Here is a 17,287-nt window from a genome sequence, read left to right on the forward strand (position 1 = left end):
AGCGTATTACTATTATATTTTTTACATTCATTCAAAAAAGCCACTTAAATCCTGATTTTGTAAGGTTTCAAACAACTTTTTATCATTCTTTCTTTTCTTTATGCCAAAGATTAGTTAAATTTAGTCATTGCTTATACAATGATAAGTGAAATCAATCAAAATTGGGAAGTGGTGCCGACTATCGGAATCGAACTGATGACCTACTGATTACAAGTCAGTTGCTCTACCTACTGAGCTAAGTCGGCATTGATAGGAATGTTGTTTCAACAGGTCGCTATTTTAATGATTTTGATTCAGTTGACAAGTATGAAAATAAAAAAAATTTACTGTTCGATTAATTTTTATCTTGTTACAGTTCAATTTTTAAATCGCTTTCTACTTGGCAACAGCAAAGTAAGATTTCATTTGGGTTTATAAAGGCTAATGGTGCTTCTTTATAAGATACTTTTCCTGATATAAGTTTGGTTCTACAAGAGCCACAATAACCGGAACGACATTGATATTCAGGGTGTATGCCCTGTATTTCTAAATTTTTCAAAAGAGAAATATTATTTTGGTGAGTGATGGTTTGTTTGCTTCTTAATAGTGAAATTTTGTATTTTTTCATAGGTAAAAGCTAAATGTTGAGATCATAAAAGTGCGGTTGTTTTTTTGAAAGTTTTAAATTTTTCAAAATACTACCGCACTTTTATTTTTAGTCAGATAACAATAATTGATAAAGATTACAGATCAAAATCACCAAAGTCGCTAGAATCAACTTTTGAGTCGATTTGTCCGACTAAGTATGAGCTAACTTCTACTTCTTGTGGGGCAACCTGTACATTATCAGATACTAACCAAGCGTTGATCCAAGGAATTGGATTTGAACGCGTTTTAAATGGTAATGGTAATCCTACGGCTTGCATACGAATGTTTGTGATGTATTCTACGTATTGTTCTAGAATATCTTTATTTAAGCCAATCATTGAACCATCTCTAAATAAATAGCTTGCCCATTCTTTTTCTTGCTCTGCAGCAGCTAAGAATAAATCATAAGCTTCTTCTTTACATTCTTCAGCAATTTGTGCCATTTCTGGATCATCATGACCTGATGCCATAATATTTAAAATATGTTGTGTTCCAGTTAAATGTAATGCTTCATCACGAGCAATGAACTTGATAATTTTTGCATTGCCTTCCATTAAATTTCGCTCTGCAAATGCAAATGAGCAGGCGAAAGAAACATAAAAGCGAATAGCTTCTAAAGCATTAACGCTCATTAAGCACAAGTAAAGCTGACGTTTTAAGCTATGTAGCGTAACTTTACATTCTTTATCGTCAACGGTGTAAGTGCCTTCTCCGTATAGGCTATAAAGTTGGCTATCACGAATTAGATCATCATAGTAGGAGGAAATATCTTTTGCTCGTTTGATGATTTCTTCGTTAGTAACTATATCATCAAATACCACAGAAGGATCATTAACGATGTTACGAATAATATGTGTGTAAGAGCGTGAGTGGATTGTTTCAGAGAATGTCCAAGTTTCAATCCAAGTTTCTAATTCAGGAATAGATACCAATGGTAATAACGCTACATTTGGGCTACGTCCTTGAATAGAATCCAAAAGTGTTTGATATTTTAAATTACTGATAAAAATATGTTTTTCGTGTTCTGGTAGTGCTTGATAGTCAATACGATCTTGTGATACATCTACCTCTTCAGGTCGCCAGAAAAATGAAAGTTGTTTTTCAATCAGTTTTTCAAATGTTTCATATTTTTGTTGATCATAGCGAGCAACGTTTACATTTTGACCAAAGAACATTGGTTCTAATAATTGGTCATTTTTATTTTGTGAAAAAGTAGTGTATGCCATTAATAATCCTTATTTATTAAAGGGAAAATAATTTATAAAAATAGGGAAATGTTAATTCCCTATTTGTTATATTAAATTTTGCAAGCGCCGCCTGCACAACCATCATCAAGATCTTCTTGTACGTCTTCCGCACCATCTCTTGTATTTTGATAATATAATGTTTTTAGTCCGTATTTGTAGGCGGTGAGTAAATCAGCCAATAAGCGTTTCATTGGTACTTTACCACCTTCAAAACGTTGTGGATCATAATTGGTATTTGCTGATATTGCTTGATCCACAAACTTTTGCATAATACCGACAAGGCTTAAATAACCCTCGTTATTTGGTATATCCCAAAGTAATTCGTAGTTATCCGTTAAGTTTTCATAATCAGGTACAACTTGTTTTAAAATGCCGTCTTTTGATGCTTTTACACTAACATAGCCACGTGGTGGTTCGATACCATTTGTAGCGTTAGATATTTGTGATGAAGTTTCTGATGGCATTAGTGCAGTTAGTGTTGAGTTGCGTAACCCAAATTCTTGAATATCTTTTCTTAAACTTTCCCAATCATAATGCAATGGCTCTTTTGTTAAGTTATCTAAATCTTTTTTGTAGGTGTCAATTGGTAAAATACCTTTTGCATAATTGGTTTCGTTAAATAATTCACAAGCGCCAATTTCTTTAGCTAAATTCATTGAGGCTTTAAGTACATAATATTGAATTGCTTCAAAGACACGATGAGTTAAATCATTTGCACTACCATCTGAATAACGAACGCCATTTTTTGCCAAGTAATAAGCATAATTAATAACGCCAATACCCAGTGGACGACGTTTTAATGAGCTATTTTCTGCCGCTTTAACAGGGTAGTCTTGATAATCAAGTAAGGCATCTAATGCTCGTACTGTTAAATTAGCTAATTCTTCTAATTCATCAAGATTTTTAATTGCACCAAGATTAAATGCCGACAAAGTACAAAGTGCAATTTCACCTTTTTCATCGTGAAAATGTTGTAATGGTTTTGTTGGTAATGCAATTTCTAAGCATAAATTAGATTGGCGAATTGGTGCTACTTTCGGATCGAATGGCGAGTGAGTATTACAATGATCTACATTTTGAATATAGATACGACCAGTAGAAGCACGTTCTTGCATTAATAATGAAAATAATTCTATTGCTTTAATACTACGTTTGCGTATATTTGGATCTTGTTCGTATTGAGCATAAAGCTGTTCAAATTTTGGTTGATCTGCAAAAAACGCTTCATATAATCCTGGCACATCAGATGGACTAAATAAAGTAATGTTTTCACCCTTAATTAAGCGTTGGTACATAAGTTTATTTAATTGTACGCCATAGTCCATATGACGAACGCGGTTATCTTCAACACCACGATTATTTTTTAATACTAATAAACTTTCAACTTCTAAATGCCAAATTGGGTAGTAAACGGTTGCCGCACCTCCACGAACACCACCTTGCGAGCAAGATTTTACTGCACTTTGGAAGTGTTTGTAAAATGGAATACAACCCGTATGAAATGCTTCTCCACCACGAATTGGGCTTCCTAAAGCACGAATAGCACCTGCATTAATGCCTATTCCTGCTCGTTGTGAAACATATTTTACGACAGCAGAAGAGGTTGCATTAATAGAATCAAGGCTATCATCACATTCGATGAGTACACAAGAACTAAATTGACGAGTCGGTGTTCTTACTCCCGACATTATTGGAGTAGGAAGTGAGATTTTAAATGTGGAGGTTGCGTCATAAAAACGACGGACATAATCTAAACGAGTTTCTGCTGGATAGTTAGAGAATAAGCTTGCGGCAACCAGTAAATAAAGGAATTGAGCTGATTCATAAATTTCACCCGTTACTCTATTTTGTACTAGATATTTTCCTTCTAATTGTTTGACTGCTGCATAGGAGAAATTCATATCTCGCCAATGGTCTAAGAAACCGTCCATTTCGTCCCATTCTTCACGAGTATAATCGGTTAATAATGATTTATCATATTTTCCCATACGCACTAATGTTTTAACGTGATCATATAAGCGTGGTGGATCAAAATGACCATAGGCTTTTTTGCGTAAATGAAATACTGCAAGACGAGCGGCTAAGTATTGATAATCTGGTGTATCTTTACTGATTAGATCAGCGGCAGCTTTAATGATGGTTTCGTGAATATCAGAGGTTCGGATACCTTCATAAAATTGGATATGGGAACGTAGTTCAACTTGAGATACGGAAACATTTTCTAAACCTTCGGCTGCCCAAGTTATCACACGGTGGATCTTATCAAGATTAATTGGCTCTTGCGTACCGTCACGTTTTGTGACCATTAATGATTTATTCATAGTCTTTTCCAATTTAAAAGAAACACAATATATAGTTGTATGGTTTAAAATTTAGCACAAGATAATGTGTTATCTAAAAAAGATCAAGTGGTAAATTTTATCTATTATTCTTGACATAAAATAACTTATTTATAAATAAGACAAAATTATTCTAATTAAAATAATACTTATAAATAGGTATTAATGTTGTTATTTTGAGTGTTGCTGAGAGAGTAGAAAAGTAGGGAGTAAAATCTTTACTCCCTATTGTAAAATTAATTTTTTCGTTAGCGTTAGATTAAAGTTTTGTTAAATCAACGAGAGCTTCAGATGTAATATCTGCAATACATTTATTACTTGTTAATGTCATTGCTACTTTCATTTCTTTTTGGAAAATATCAAGCATATTTTCAACACCACGTTGACCATCAGCACCTAAGGCATAGACAAATGATCGACCTAACATACAAGCATCTGCACCTAAGGCTATCATTCGCACGATATCTAAGCCACTACGTACTCCTGAATCAGCTAAGATTTTAATATCACCTTTAACGGCTTCAGCAATTGGAGGAAGGGCTTTAGCACTTGATAATACACCATCTAATTGGCGACCACCATGATTTGATACTACAATACCATCGGCTCCAAAACGTACTGCATCTTTGGCATCTTCAGGATCTAGAATACCTTTGATTACCATTGGACCGTCCCAAAATTCACGAATCCATTCTAGATCTTTCCAAGAAATTGAAGGATCAAAGTTTTCGGTTAACCATCCAATATAGTCGTCTAGACCAATTTGTTTACCCATATAGTTAGAAACGTTACCTAATGTATGTGGTTTACCTTTGATACCTACATCCCAAGCCCAGAATGGGTGAGTTGCACCTTGAATTACACGACGAATTTCTTTGTATGGACCACTCATTCCAGAGTGCATATCACGGTATCTTGCTCCTGGTGTTGGCATATCAACAGTAAATACTAATGTTGAACAACCAGCAGCTTTTGCACGTTCTAGTGCATTTTTCATAAATCCACGATCTTTTAATACATAGAGCTGAAACCACATTGGTCTTTTAATTTCAGGGGTAACTTCTTCAATTGGACAAATTGATACGGTTGATAAGGTAAAAGGAATGCCTTTATTATCTGCTGCTTTTGCTGCTTGAACTTCGCCACGTCTTGCATACATACCCAATGCACCTACTGGAGCAAGAATCGCTGGAATAGAAAGTTTTTCTCCAAATAATTCAATTTCAGTATCTAATTCCGACATATCTTTGAGAACACGTTGTCTTAATGCTATATCAGCAAGATCGGTAACGTTTCGTTCTAAAGTTCTCTCAGAGTAAGAACCACCATCGGCATAGTGAAACATAAATGGTGGAACTTTACGTTTTGCTGCTTTTCGATAATCAGTAGCTGATGAAATAATCATAAATACCTCTTTTTATTTTCATTATTTGTAATTTTTGTTTTCGCTAATATTGTTGAAATTTTGTTATGATAATCAACAAAATGGCAATAATTATTTAACGTTGCTCATACTAATCTAAACGAGACTAAAAATGTACTTAGTATTTAATTTTTTTATAAAACTGTGGAATGGATCACAAAAATTAATATTGAGTTTAATGATTACCTAAATTTTGTATGAAAAAAGTCGAATGTATTTCGTACAATTAGCTATTAAATGTTGTTTTTTTGTGATCTAATTCATAGAAATAAAAAATTCTTGTTACAAATTAGTTACAATAATAATAACATAGTTGTCGGTATGATTTCTCTGTCTATTTTTAAGTTTAATAATTATTTATTTTATAAATATTAATATATAACAGAAGTGATAATACTATTTTAGTATATAGTTTATTCATTTATTTATTTAAAAAGGAATTCTTTATGGCTCTTTTTCTCAGTATATTTCCTATTATATTGCTGATTTATTTGATGGTGAAACGTAATGCCTTACCATCTTATGTTGCATTACCTTGGATTGCAGCAGTTGTTCTTATTATACAATTAATTTTCTTTGAAACAGATATTCAAACAGTCAGTGCAAATATTGTGTCAGCGATTATTGCTGTGCAAACGCCGATTACTGTTATTTTTGGTGCAATATTATTTAATCGTTTTTCTGAAATTTCAGGAGCAACAAATATATTACGTAAATGGCTAGGGACAATTAGTCCAAATCCTGTTGCACAATTAATGATTATTGGTTGGGCATTTGCGTTTATGATTGAAGGTGCAAGTGGTTTTGGTACGCCAGCAGCGATTGCAGCACCTATTCTTGTTGGACTAGGATTTCCTGCATTAAGAGTGGCAATGTTAGCATTGGTGATGAACTCTGTGCCAGTTTCTTTCGGTGCAGTAGGTACACCGACTTGGTTTGGTTTTGGTCCTTTACGATTAGCTGAAGCACAAATATTAGAAATTGGCTCAATGTCTGCATTAATCCATTCTTTTGCGGCATTAATTATTCCATTAATGGCATTAAAATTAGTTGTGGGCTGGAAAGAGATTAAAAATAATTTAGTCTTTGTTTATATTAGTATCGCTGCTTGTGTTATACCTTATGCTTTAATTGCTCAAGTAAATTATGAATTTCCTTCTTTATTAGGCGGTGCGATTGGTTTATTAGTGTCGGTATTGGTGGCTAAACGTGGTATCGGATTGGCTAAAAATAAAGATGAAGATACATTAGATAATCAGCCTGTTCCTACAAGTCAAGTGGTAAAAGCATTGTTCCCGACGGGATTATTGATTGTCATTTTGATTGTTACAAGACTTCAACAGTTACCATTCAAAGCAATGATGAATGATGCAACTACTTGGATTTCTTTCCAGTTAGGTTCACTTGGTATGTTTGATATTAGTTACGGTTTGGTGTTTACATTGAAGTCTATTTTTGCGACATCAATTAATGCGAGCTATAAATTATTATATGTGCCTGCGTTAATTCCATTTGTAATCACTGTATTAATTGCATTGCCTGTATTTGCAGTATCTGGAAGTAAAACAAAAGATATTTTTGTTGGTAGCTTCAAACAAACCCGTAATCCGTTCTTGGCTCTTGTTGGTGCATTAATTATGGTTAAATTAATGCTAGTTGGTGGCGATGATTCAATGGTGAAAATCATTGGTAAGAGCTTTGCGGCGGCAACAGGCGAATATTGGACGTTATTTGCATCTTATCTAGGTGCGGTTGGAGCGTTTTTCTCTGGCTCAAATACGGTATCTAACTTGACCTTTGGTAGCGTTCAATTATCTACGGCAGAGATTAGTGGCATTTCTGCAACCCTTGTTTTAGCATTACAATCTGTTGGTGGTGCGATGGGTAATATGGTGTGTATCAATAATATTGTTGCGGTAAGCTCAGTATTAAAAATTGATAACCAAGAAGGTACGATCCTTAAAGAGACCGTTATCCCAATGATATTATATGGTATTATTGCTGCATTAGTTGCAATGTTCCTTATTCCAATTTTATATTAATTCTTTATGAATAGAAATGGCTCGCCTAGGCGAGCCATTTTTTACTAGAGCGTTTTTATTATTTCTTCTATTTTTTTCAGTCCGTTTAATCTCGTGGTACTTAATTTTTGTGTGATGTGTAGTTCATCAAAATAGTTATTTAGATTAAAGGATTGTAGTTGTTTCGCATTTTTACCATTTATTTCTTGTAATATTATCCATAGTAGTCCATTAATAATTCTTGCTTCACTGTATGCTTGAAATATAAAAGTGCGGTCATTTTTTTCGATAATTTTAAACCAAACACCAGCTTCGCAACCCTTTATTATTTGCATATCCGCTAATTCTTCTTCGGTTGGTCTAGAGAGATTTTTTCCATATTGTATAATTAAGCGGTAGCGATCTTCCCAGCTTTTTGCTTGTTGTAATTTTTCTTTCATTCTATGTCCAATAATTCTAAACTTTTATCAAGTGCTTGAAAAAATTTATCCACATCCTCTTGGTTATTATAAGGCGCAAAGGATAAACGTAAAGTCGTTGAAGTATTTAGGTTTGCTAAATAAGGTTGTGCACAATGTTCACCTACTCGTAATGCAATATTTTGCTCTGCAAGTAGTGTTGATAAATCAGATGAGGCAATTCCTTTAAAAACAAAACTAAATAGGGTGCTAGGATTTGATGAGCTAAATATTTTGCAATGCTTATATTGAGATAGTCTTACTTTTGCCTGTTCTGTAAGTTGGCTTGTCCATTTTTCAGCCGCTATTCTATCCCATTTATTTAGCCATTTTAGTACCGAATAGAAACCAATAACACCAGCAATATTAGGCGTTCCTGCTTCTAAACGGTAAGGAAGTGATGAAAATGAGGTATTTTCTAGTGATACTTGATCAACCATTTTTCCACCAAATAATAAAGGTGTTAGTTTTTCTAGGGATACTTTTTTTCCTGATAATACGCCAATACCAGTAGGACCATACATTTTGTGAGCGGAGAAAACCAAAAAATCTGTATCCAGCTCTTTTATGTCTATTTTGATATGATTAATTGCTTGTGCCGCATCTATTAATACCATTGCGTTACTGTATTGACGAATAAGACTAATTAATTTTTTTATTGCTTGAGTTGCACCAGTTACATTGGATATGAAATTTAATGCGACTAATTTAGTATTGTTATTGAGAGAATGAATTAATTGTTGTTCATTAATAAGCCAATTATCAGATAAGGATAAAACTCGTAATTTTGCACCGCTCTTTTTGGCTATTTGTTGCCAAGTAACAAAGTTAGCGTGGTGTTCCGCTTCACTAATAATAATTTCATCTTGAGAGGATAGGTGTGGTAAAAGACCATAAGCGACAGTATTAATGCTATGAGTTGTGCCTGATGTCCAAATTATACAGTTTTCATTTTCAGCATTAATAAGTTGTTTTACTTCTGTTCTGGCTTTCTCGTAAATATAAGTATTCTGCTCATCATATTGACTTCGATGGACAGAGCCTGCTGAACGATAAAATTGGTTTGTGCTATCAAGTAATACTTGAGGTTTTAATGTTGTTGCAGCATTGTCTAAATATACGATATTAGGATTCTCAATAAAAAAAGGAAATTGTTGTCGAAATAACGCTGGATTGAATGTCATTAATAATACCTTTTGGATATTGTTGACATAATAAAAATGTCATTAAGTAAATTTTGTTGCTAAGGATAAACTAAATTTTATTAATTTTAAATTTATATTAAATTAACGGAGTAATAAATATTATTTTATCTTTGGGGAATTAATAAAATATTAGTTAAGCAAATTTTTATAAAAGCTATAACAAGAGAGAAGAAAGGAGTAAAATATTTTATATTGTGAATTGTATATATAAGTTTATGAAATTATTTATTGATGTTATACGTTCTTTTAGTATTTTATATGTAGCATTATTTCTTGGTAGTTTTGTTGGGGATTTTATTCCTGTCAATATTCCATCAAGTATTTGGGGGTTGTTATTACTCTTTATCGGATTAGTTTTAAAATTAATTAAAGTAGAATGGATAAAGTTCGGTGCTAATTTACTTATTCGTTATATGGCAATTTTATTTATTCCTATTAGCGTTGGAATTATTAAGTATTATAGCCTATTGATTAATAATGCAACTGCTTTGCTTATACCTAATATCATTAGTACATTATTGAGCCTTGTATTTGCTGGTTATCTTAGCCATTATTTGTTCTCTCGAAAATCTTTTTCTCAAATACGAAAGAAATTAATAAAGAAACGTACGTTAGGAAAATAATAATGATATATTTTTATTCTATTTTGACATTACTAGCATTTTATATAGGGATAAGGATTGATCAATATTGGAAATCAGTGATATTCAGTCCTTTTGTGCTAAGTTTAATTATTTTAGTCATTATTTTATTAATAGGGAAAATTCCCTTCGAGATGTATTATAAAGGGAATGAGCCAATTAATGATCTATTACCCTTGAGTATTGTTGCATTAGCATTACCATTGTATGAGCAACTTCGACAAATTCGTCGCCATTGGCAGATTATTTTGACCGTTACAACGCTAACATCAATTTTGTCTATGGGGTTAGGTGTTGGTCTATCTATTATCTTTGGTGGAACACCTGAAATCGTTGCTTCTATTTTACCTAAGTCAATTACTACGGCAATGGCAACTGTTATTGCAGATCATTTAGGGGGAATTCCATCAATTACTGCTGTTAGCGTGGTTCTTGCAGGTTTACAAGGTGCTATTTTAGGTTATATTATTCTAAGAAAACTCGGGATTAATGACGCTGAATCTCAAGGTTTAGCTATTGGTGGAGTTTCTCATGCTTTGGGTACGGTTAGTTGTATGAATAGAAATGTAGAAGCGGGGAGTTACAGTTCTATTGCTTTAGTACTTTGTGGCATTATTAGTTCAGTACTAGCACCAATTATATATAAATTAGTTTATTTTTTTATTAATTAGGAAATGATTAAATGAGAATGCACATCGATCCAATTTGGCAAGGACGTTTTTTGGTTGATAAACCAAGAGAAAAAGATCATCGACCTTCCTTTAGACGTGATAGGGGGCGAATTTTACATAGTGCGGCATTTCGTTGCTTACAAGCAAAAACACAAATACATGCAATTGGCGAAAATGATTTTTATAGAACTCGATTAACGCATTCTTTAGAGGTGGCTCAAATTGGTAGTAGTATTGCCTCTCAGATGAAATTATCAGAAACTTTTGCTGATTTATATGAATCTGTCAATATTGATAAAAGTGAATTGAAAAATAAACTTGTTGCTTTGCTACCTTCTAATGATCTTATTGAAAGTCTATGTTTTGCTCATGATATAGGTCATCCACCTTTTGGACATGGTGGAGAGGTTGCATTAAATTATATGATGAGAAATGATGGTGGTTTTGAGGGGAATGCGCAAACATTTCGGATTTTAACAAAGTTAGAGCCTTATACATTTGATGCGGGAATGAATTTAACACGTAGAACATTACTTGGAATTATTAAATATCCTACACTCTTAGATGTATCTTCACCGCAATACCATTTGTTTTTAGATTCAACAACCAATCATTCTTACGTTAATCTTAATGATTGGCGTCCAGGTAAAGGATTATTTAGAGACGATTGGACTATGTTTGAATGGGTATTATCTCCTTTATCTAAAAAAGATATAGCATTATTTGGTCAATATAAAACAATAAGAACATCACCTAGAGATAGTTTGAAAACTGCTTATAAATCTTTGGATTGTAGTATTATGGAGCTTGCGGATGATATTGCTTATGGTGTACATGATTTAGAGGATGCTATCGTTGTTGGTGTTGTTCATTTACATCAGTGGCAAGAGGCATTGACTGAGTTAAAGCAAAGTTCGTCTTCGTGGATTTGTGAACATATTGATGAGTTATCAAATAAGTTATTTTCTGAACAGCCTTATGAACGCAAGAATGCGATTGGAGCATTAGTAAATTATTTTATCACCAGTATAAAATGGACAATTACCGCTGAATTTGATGAGCCATTATTACGTTATAATGCAAAATTGCCAGAAGATGTACTTGCAGTACTAAAAGTATTTAAAAATTTTGTATTAAAATACGTGATTAATAATGTAGAAACTCAGCGTATTGAATATAAAGGGCAAAGAATATTAACAGAAATGTTCCATATTTTTGAAAGTAATCCTGAAAGATTATTACCTTACAATATAGCGAATCGTTGGCGAGAATCCATTGATGTAGCTAAAAAGAGAGTAATTTGTGATTATATTGCGAGTATGTCAGATGCTTATGCATTAAAGCTCTATCAGCAACTTTAATGCAGTTATTGATTTGTTATAGAAACGTTGTCGAATATTGATATTATCTTGACCTAAAAATCAACTTTATGTTAAAAAACAATAATCGGTAATATATATTGAGGTGAGAATGGTAAAATATATTCGTTATTTTATGAAACTTGAGGCATCAAGTGGATTATTGTTGTTAGCTTCGGCGTTAGTGGCACTTTTTTTTGCTAATATTCCCTTCTTAAAAGAGTGTTATTTTGGCTTTCTTGAAATGCCAGTTGTTATTCAAATTGGTGCATTAGTCCATATTCATAAGCCGTTGTTAATGTGGGTAAATGATGGATTGATGGCAATCTTTTTTGTCCTTGTTGGACTGGAAGTAAAAAGAGAATTATTAGTTGGTTCTCTTTCTAGTTATCAACAAGCGATATTTCCAGCTATCGGTGCTATTGGTGGGATGGTTGTACCTGTCTTTACCTTTTGGTTAATCACACAAAATGTGCCTGAGTATCATAATGGTTGGGCAATACCTATGGCAACGGATATTGCTTTTGCCTTAGGTGTTCTTGCATTATTGGGTAATAGAGTGCCTTTTGCATTAAAAATATTTTTACTTGCGTTAGCTATTATTGATGATTTAGGGGCTATTGTTATTATTGCGTTATTTTTCTCTCATGAGCTTAGTAATAGTGCCTTAATGATTGCTACTGTTGCCATTGTTGGTTTAATTTTATTAAATCGTTTTAAAGTATCGAATTTAATTGCTTATGTGATAGTGGGATTAATTCTGTGGGTATCAGTATTAAAATCTGGTGTTCATGCAACTTTAGCTGGTGTTATTATTGGATTTTGTGTGCCATTGAAAGGCAAAAGGGGTAAAGAGCCTTTACGAGAAATGGAACACGCTCTTGCACCTTGGTGTTCATTTTTAATACTTCCATTATTTGCTTTTACGAATGCTGGCGTTTCTTTATCTGGAATGGGAATAGAGAGCTTTACTTCGCCTTTAGTGTTAGGCGTAACTTTAGGATTGGTATTGGGAAAATCTATAGGTGTATTTTTATTCACTTATATTGCGGTTAAACTAAAAATAGCGAAATTATCTGATGATATTAATTTTAAGCAGATATTTGGTGTTGCTGTTTTATGTGGTATCGGCTTTACAATGTCTATGTTCTTAGCGGGGCTAGCATTTAATTCTGATCAAAAAGATTTGATAGCTCTTTCCAGATTAGGTATTTTATCGGGATCAGCTATTTCGGCAGTTATTGGTTATTGGCTTTTAAATAAGTCAATCGTTAAGAAATCAAATTAATGTTTATTGAGAGATATGCCCCTAGTTAAACTAGGGGCTATTTTTATTTGAGACTTTGAAAAGCAATATCTGCTGCTTGTAGGGTCTTTTCTATATCTTCCTCTGTATGTGCTAATGACATAAAGACTGATTCAAAGGATGACGGGGCAAGGTAGATTCCTTGTTCTAACATTTTATGGAAAAATAATTTAAATTTTTCTGAATCACATAAAGTGGATTGTTTATAAGTAGTGACTTCTTTCTGATCGGTAAAGAATAAGCCAAACATACCTCCTACACGATTAATAACCAATGGAATATTGTGTTTTGCTGCCAATGATTTTAATCCATCAGATAATTTTATGGTTAATTCTGATAAATGTTTTTCATTACCTTCTTTTTTTAATTCATTTAAACAAGCTAAACCAGCCGCCATTGCAATTGGGTTACCTGCGAGTGTACCTGCTTGATAAACTGGACCCAGTGGTGCTATATACTCCATAATTTCTTTTTTACCACCAAAAGCACCTACTGGCATTCCTCCACCAATGACTTTACCAAGTGTAGTTAAATCAGGAGTAACACCATAATAACTTTGGGCACCACCAAGAGCTACTCTAAATCCTGTCATTACTTCGTCAATAATAAATACCGCACCATATTTATCACATAATTCTCTTAATCCTTGTAAGAATCCTTCCTTTGGTGGAACACAGTTCATATTTCCCGCGACAGGTTCAACAATTAAGCAAGCTATTTCATTAGGATATTTTTCAAAGGTTGCTTTTACTGAATCAAGATTATTATATTCACAAGTTAAAGTGTGTTTCGCAAAATCTTCTGGAATACCTGGGGTTCCTAATTTTTCTGATTTAGATATATCAGCACTTGCATTTACGAGAAGGCAATCAGAGTGACCGTGATAGCACCCTTCAAACTTTATAATTTTATCTCTATTAGTGTAACCACGTGCTAAACGAATAGCTGACATCGTTGCTTCTGTTCCAGAATTAACCATTCTAACTAATTCAATAGAAGGAATCAGTTCACAAACTAATTCAGCTAATTCAATTTCTAAAGGGGTAGGAGTACCGAAGCTTAAACCATTTTCTGCTATTTTTTGTACCGCACTTAATATTGAAGGATGATTATGTCCTAATATCATTGGTCCCCAAGAACCCACATAGTCAATGTATTGTTTACCTTCAGTATCGTAAATATAAGCACCTTGAGCTTTTTCCATAAAGATAGGAGAGCCTCCAACACTTTTAAAAGCCCTGACTGGTGAATTAACGCCACCGGGAATTACTTTTTTTGCCCTATCAAAATAGGTTTCAGATAATGTCATTATAGATCCTCAATATTAATTTATTTATAAATAATGTGTTATATTGTACTGTAAAAAGAGTAAAATTATAAAACTATTTATATAGTATATTTGCTTTATGCTGTTTTCTCTTAATTATTTAAAAGGAATATTTTTAATATATGCTATTTAGTCTATTAGTTACTTTCTTTGCTGCAGGTATCACTTTATTTTTAATGCGTCCGATTGCTCAAAAGATAGGTTTAGTGGATAAACCTAATTATCGTAAGCGTCATCAAGGAGCGATTCCTTTAATTGGTGGAATATCTTTATTCTTTGGTAATTTTTGTTTCTATTTAATGGAATGGGAGCAAATGAGATTACCAACACTTTATCTGGTTAGTATTTTTATTTTATTAGTCATTGGTATATTAGATGATCGTTTTGATATTAGTCCATTTATTCGTGCGGGTATACAAGGACTATTAGCAATATTAATGATTGATATGGGAAATATTTATTTAGATCATCTTGGGCAGATCTTAGGACCATTTCAACTGACACTTGGTTCCATAGGGCTTATGATAACCATATTTGCTACTATTGCGGTTATTAATGCTTTTAATATGATTGATGGTATTGATGGACTTTTAGGTGGTTTATCAATTGTTTCATTTGCATCAATTGGAATCTTGTTAATGTTTGATAATCAAATGGATCTAGCCTATTGGAGTTTCGCTTTAATTGTCGCAATTTTACCCTATTTTTTAATGAATTTAGGTATTCCCTTTGGACCTAAATTTAAGGTATTTATGGGAGATTCAGGAAGTACTTTAATAGGGTTCACTATTATTTGGATTCTATTACTAAGTACACAAGGAAAAGGACATCCAATGAATCCTATTACTGCATTGTGGATTATAGCAATACCTGTTATTGATATGATCGCAATTATTTATCGAAGATTGAGAAAAGGAAAAAGTCCTTTTAGACCAGATAGATTACATATTCATCATTTAATGGTAAGAGCTGGGCTTAGCTCTAGACAAGCATTTTTGTTTATTACTTTTTTGTCTGCAGTCTGTGCAAGTATCGGTATATTGGGTGAATTATATTATGTAAATGAATGGGCTATGTTTATTGCGTTTATTTTATTATTTTTTGTTTATTCTTTTTCTATTGCACGAGCTTGGCGTTTAACTCGTTGGATTAGAAGGTTGAAACGTAAAGTAAAAAGAAATAGGGATATTAAAGTTTCTTAAATATTTTAGATTATTTAAATAAGATTGTATGTACTACATTTATGAGAAGGGTATTAATGAAAAAAATTATTATTGTTTTTATTTCAATTATATTTTGGGGGTTAATCGGTTTATCATCAAGCTATATTATTAAACCTAGTTGGATAACTGAGGCTGAAATAGAAAAACCACAAACAAATAGCTTAGGTAACTATTATGCACTTTTTTCTATGTATCATCTGTTGATAGGAAAAGTTGATGAGATAGATAAGATAAATAATATTGTATATACGGAGCTAAATCATCAAATATCCTCTTATGATGTAAGAAGAGAATTTTGGGAACAAAGTGATTACTATAAACAAAAATTAACTGGTGATAAGAAGACTGATCTTATGCTACTAGATAAGTTGATTGAGTCAATAACCTATACATTTTATCCAAATACTAATGTTATTTCTATACGCATTGAATTAGATAATCCTAAACAATCTTTTGATTTATTAGTGAAATTTATAGAAAAGATTAATCTTAATACAAGAGAAAATGTATATAGTAATTTAATTTATAAATGGAAAGTGTTATTTGAACAAGTTAATTTAGCAAGTCAATTAAAATTAGGACAAATTCAAGATAAGGATAAAGTTGTGAGCCAAGATTGGCTAGGAAAATTAAATATGATGAAATCTGTTACCCCTTTAGATAATAAACTAATTGCGTATCATTATATTAAGCAGCCTAGAATACCAATATTATCAATTCCTAATCATTTGCATTGGACTATTTATGGTGGAATATTAGGATTATTTTTTGGATTTGTTCTGCTTTTTTTTATGAGAAGGAATAGATAATTTTGAAGAAAATATAAAAATATTGTTTTCAAGTATTATAATGAACAAGTTTTTATTAAAAAATGAGCGGGTTGTTTAAAAAAATACCATACAGTAAAAAAAATAAAAAAAATACTAGACAATAGATCTAGAAACTCTTAATATACGCTCCGCAACGACGCAATGCATTATTGGAATGCGTTCGTAGCTCAGTTGGATAGAGCGTTGGCCTCCGGAGCCAAAGGTCGCAGGTTCAAATCCTGTCGAGCGCGCCAGGCAATGCTTATTTTGACTTAGATGGTGGCTATAGCTCAGTTGGTAGAGCCCTGGATTGTGATTCCAGTTGTCGTGGGTTCAAGTCCCATTAGCCACCCCATTTAGTATTTTATGTGTACGGCGAGTAGCGCAGCTTGGTAGCGCAACTGGTTTGGGACCAGTGGGTCGTAGGTTCAAATCCTATCTCGCCGACCAATTTTGTTCTTTAACAATTAATCAGACAATCTGTGTGGGCACTTGTTGATTGACTTTATAAAAATGATTTAAATTATAAAAGTCTTGATAGGTGCAAACTAGAAATTCATAAAAGAATGACTATATGTCAGCTATTGAGCGATCGAACTTAAATTGAAGAGTTTGATCATGGCTCAGATTGA

At 32.8% G+C, this 17,287-nt stretch carries 14 protein-coding genes and 4 tRNA genes; 10 read left to right on the forward strand and 8 right to left on the reverse strand.

From position 1 onward, the window contains the following. Positions 1 to 169: 169 nt before the first annotated feature. The 5 genes from EV697_RS09545 to lldD form a co-directional block, all read right to left on the reverse strand. A tRNA-Thr gene (locus tag EV697_RS09545) sits at positions 170 to 245 on the reverse strand. A 104-nt stretch (positions 246 to 349) separates the two neighbouring features. Next, positions 350 to 607, reverse strand: coding sequence for a class I ribonucleotide reductase maintenance protein YfaE (yfaE, locus tag EV697_RS09550; protein ID WP_132025033.1), 258 nt, complete (start codon positions 605 to 607; stop codon positions 350 to 352). Between the two features lie 115 nt (positions 608 to 722). Then, the gene (gene nrdB / locus EV697_RS09555) at positions 723 to 1,853 is read right to left on the reverse strand and encodes a class Ia ribonucleoside-diphosphate reductase subunit beta (protein ID WP_132025035.1); all 1,131 of its coding nucleotides are present in this window, start codon (positions 1,851 to 1,853) and stop codon (positions 723 to 725) included. Positions 1,854 to 1,924: 71 nt separating this feature from the next. Next, the gene (nrdA, locus tag EV697_RS09560; protein ID WP_132025037.1) at positions 1,925 to 4,195 is read right to left on the reverse strand and encodes a class 1a ribonucleoside-diphosphate reductase subunit alpha; all 2,271 of its coding nucleotides are present in this window, start codon (positions 4,193 to 4,195) and stop codon (positions 1,925 to 1,927) included. A gap of 277 nt (positions 4,196 to 4,472) precedes the next feature. After that, positions 4,473 to 5,618 carry an FMN-dependent L-lactate dehydrogenase LldD gene (gene lldD / locus EV697_RS09565; RefSeq protein WP_132025039.1) on the reverse strand — a complete coding sequence of 382 codons (1,146 nt, stop codon included), beginning with the start codon at positions 5,616 to 5,618 and terminating at the stop codon, positions 4,473 to 4,475. 464 nt (positions 5,619 to 6,082) lie between these two features. Here lldD and EV697_RS09570 point away from each other — a divergent pair, with 464 nt between their 5' ends. Next, positions 6,083 to 7,678 carry an L-lactate permease gene (locus tag EV697_RS09570; RefSeq protein ID WP_132025041.1) on the forward strand — a complete coding sequence of 532 codons (1,596 nt, stop codon included), beginning with the start codon at positions 6,083 to 6,085 and terminating at the stop codon, positions 7,676 to 7,678. Positions 7,679 to 7,722: 44 nt separating this feature from the next. Here the strand turns inward: EV697_RS09570 and EV697_RS09575 are convergent, their stop codons facing one another. Then, entirely contained in the window at positions 7,723 to 8,097 is a 375-nt protein-coding gene (locus EV697_RS09575) for a SufE family protein (protein WP_132025043.1), read from the reverse strand. Further along, complete coding sequence (locus EV697_RS09580) at positions 8,094 to 9,299, reverse strand: cysteine desulfurase (RefSeq protein WP_132025045.1); 1,206 nt, start codon at positions 9,297 to 9,299, stop codon at positions 8,094 to 8,096. The genes EV697_RS09575 and EV697_RS09580 overlap by 4 nt, the downstream gene beginning before the upstream one ends. Positions 9,300 to 9,535: 236 nt before the next feature. Here EV697_RS09580 and EV697_RS09585 point away from each other — a divergent pair, with 236 nt between their 5' ends. The 4 genes from EV697_RS09585 to nhaA all read left to right on the forward strand — a co-directional run bounded on the left by EV697_RS09585 (position 9,536) and on the right by nhaA (position 13,278). Further along, positions 9,536 to 9,943 (forward strand): CidA/LrgA family protein, encoded by a 408-nt coding sequence (locus EV697_RS09585; protein ID WP_132025047.1) that lies wholly within the window; start codon positions 9,536 to 9,538, stop codon positions 9,941 to 9,943. 2 nt (positions 9,944 to 9,945) lie between these two features. Then, positions 9,946 to 10,632: a CidB/LrgB family autolysis modulator gene (locus EV697_RS09590; protein WP_132025049.1), complete on the forward strand. Its 687-nt coding sequence runs from the start codon at positions 9,946 to 9,948 to the stop codon at positions 10,630 to 10,632. 11 nt (positions 10,633 to 10,643) lie between these two features. Then, a complete protein-coding gene (locus EV697_RS09595) occupies positions 10,644 to 11,993 on the forward strand; it encodes an anti-phage deoxyguanosine triphosphatase (protein WP_132025051.1) in 1,350 nt (449 codons plus the stop codon). Positions 11,994 to 12,102: 109 nt separating this feature from the next. Beyond that, positions 12,103 to 13,278 carry a Na+/H+ antiporter NhaA gene (gene nhaA, locus EV697_RS09600; RefSeq protein ID WP_132025053.1) on the forward strand — a complete coding sequence of 392 codons (1,176 nt, stop codon included), beginning with the start codon at positions 12,103 to 12,105 and terminating at the stop codon, positions 13,276 to 13,278. Positions 13,279 to 13,321: 43 nt separating this feature from the next. Here nhaA and hemL read toward each other — a convergent pair whose 3' ends face one another. Next, on the reverse strand, positions 13,322 to 14,605 hold the full coding sequence (hemL, locus tag EV697_RS09605) for a glutamate-1-semialdehyde 2,1-aminomutase (RefSeq protein ID WP_132025055.1): 1,284 nt from the start codon (positions 14,603 to 14,605) through the stop codon (positions 13,322 to 13,324). A 140-nt stretch (positions 14,606 to 14,745) separates the two neighbouring features. Here hemL and wecA point away from each other — a divergent pair, with 140 nt between their 5' ends. The 5 genes from wecA to EV697_RS09630 all read left to right on the forward strand — a co-directional run bounded on the left by wecA (position 14,746) and on the right by EV697_RS09630 (position 17,105). Further along, positions 14,746 to 15,825: a UDP-N-acetylglucosamine--undecaprenyl-phosphate N-acetylglucosaminephosphotransferase gene (gene wecA / locus EV697_RS09610; RefSeq protein ID WP_132025057.1), complete on the forward strand. Its 1,080-nt coding sequence runs from the start codon at positions 14,746 to 14,748 to the stop codon at positions 15,823 to 15,825. Between the two features lie 56 nt (positions 15,826 to 15,881). Continuing rightward, positions 15,882 to 16,655 carry a hypothetical protein gene (locus EV697_RS09615; protein WP_132025059.1) on the forward strand — a complete coding sequence of 258 codons (774 nt, stop codon included), beginning with the start codon at positions 15,882 to 15,884 and terminating at the stop codon, positions 16,653 to 16,655. A 177-nt stretch (positions 16,656 to 16,832) separates the two neighbouring features. Next, positions 16,833 to 16,909, forward strand: a tRNA-Arg gene (locus EV697_RS09620). A 25-nt stretch (positions 16,910 to 16,934) separates the two neighbouring features. Further along, positions 16,935 to 17,010: transfer RNA gene (locus EV697_RS09625), tRNA-His, on the forward strand. Between the two features lie 18 nt (positions 17,011 to 17,028). Next, positions 17,029 to 17,105, forward strand: a tRNA-Pro gene (locus EV697_RS09630). Positions 17,106 to 17,287: the final 182 nt, after the last annotated feature.

The organism is Bisgaardia hudsonensis (genome assembly GCF_004345785.1).
Taxonomy (GTDB): Bacteria; Pseudomonadota; Gammaproteobacteria; order Enterobacterales; family Pasteurellaceae; genus Bisgaardia; species Bisgaardia hudsonensis.